Annotated in this window: 1 pseudogene; it reads right to left on the bottom strand. The window is 60.2% G+C overall.

Annotated features, from left to right (window positions below):
- Positions 1-235: 235 nt before the first annotated feature.
- Positions 236-1,193, bottom strand: a pseudogene (locus FTU75_RS18205) (IS91-like element ISVsa3 family transposase); the annotation flags it as partial.

Raw genomic sequence — 1,193 nt, 5'->3', positions numbered from 1 at the left:
ACGTATAGGAAGAATAAACGCCCTTTTCACCCAAGTCCAACAGCTTTGGACCGCAGTTGACTCTTTCGACACCCCTGCGATGCAACCCAATCCGGCTGACGGGGAGCCAGCAACGCTGAAAATTTACCCTCCTCTTTCCCACTAGCGGCTCCTTTTCCGACAACCAGCACGGCGGATCCCTGCCGCGGCGCTGTGAACGCAGCATTTTGATTGGTATCGTTGGCCTTCAGGCTCGTCAGTCAAACAGACCCAGGAGCAGCTCAGCCGGTGGCGCCCGGCTTTCGGGTAACGCCCTGGTCCCGCTGGTTTCGGCTTTGTGCTTCAGGTGATCAAGGATCTGCTTGATCACTATAGGGTCTTCAATGCAGGCGATGACTTTCATGGCGCCGCCGCAGCCGCTGCAGGTCTCGATGTCGATATTGAAAACACGCTTGAGCCGTTGCGCCCATGTCATCGACGCTCGCCGTTGTGCTGGTGTTGCCGGTTCATCAGCCACCCTGACCTTGTTGCCCCTGCCCCGTTTTGCCGGCGTGACCAACGCCCGGTGCCGACTGTTGGGTGCGAACACCCCGTGGAAGCGGGTTAGGTTGACTCTGGGCTTCGGTACCAGGGCGGCCAGCCTTGCAATGAAATCCAATGGTTCGAAAATGACGTGCGTGGTGCCGTCCCGGTACGGCGTCTTGAGCTGGTAGCGCACGTTGCCGCCTCGTGTTAACGACAGCCGCTTCTCGGATACCGCCGGGCGGCTGATGTACCGGCACAGCCGTTCGAGCTTCTTGCGTTCATCGGCCCTGGCCGCCACGCCGGCGTGCAGGCTGGACCCGGCTACCTTGCCAATCCCGTCACCGAACGGATCACCACTGGTCGGCAGAGTTTGCAAAGTGAACACCTTTCGCCCCGCCTGTGAACCGACAGCGATACGGTAAGTGATCGAGTGCCCCAGCAGGGGTGTCATCGGGTCGTCATCCACCGCATCCGAGGCCAGATAGCTGTTTTCGACATCCCGTTCCAGCAGGCCTTGCCGTTCCAGATAGCGACCCACCCGGTGGGCGATGGTGTGCGTCAGCTGGGTGAGCTCTGGGCTGGTCGGCGCCTTGACCCAGCGGAAACGCGCTGAGCCGTGGGATTGCTCGACATACACACCGTCGAGAAACAGCATGTGGAAGTGAACATTCAGATTGAGCGCCGATCCA

Source organism: Acinetobacter sp. YH12140 (genome assembly GCF_013418475.1).
In the GTDB taxonomy this organism is placed as follows: domain Bacteria; phylum Pseudomonadota; class Gammaproteobacteria; order Pseudomonadales; family Moraxellaceae; genus Acinetobacter; species Acinetobacter amyesii.
The sequence above is the reverse complement of the archived record's forward strand: the minus strand, read 5'-3'. Positions and strand labels throughout refer to the sequence as shown.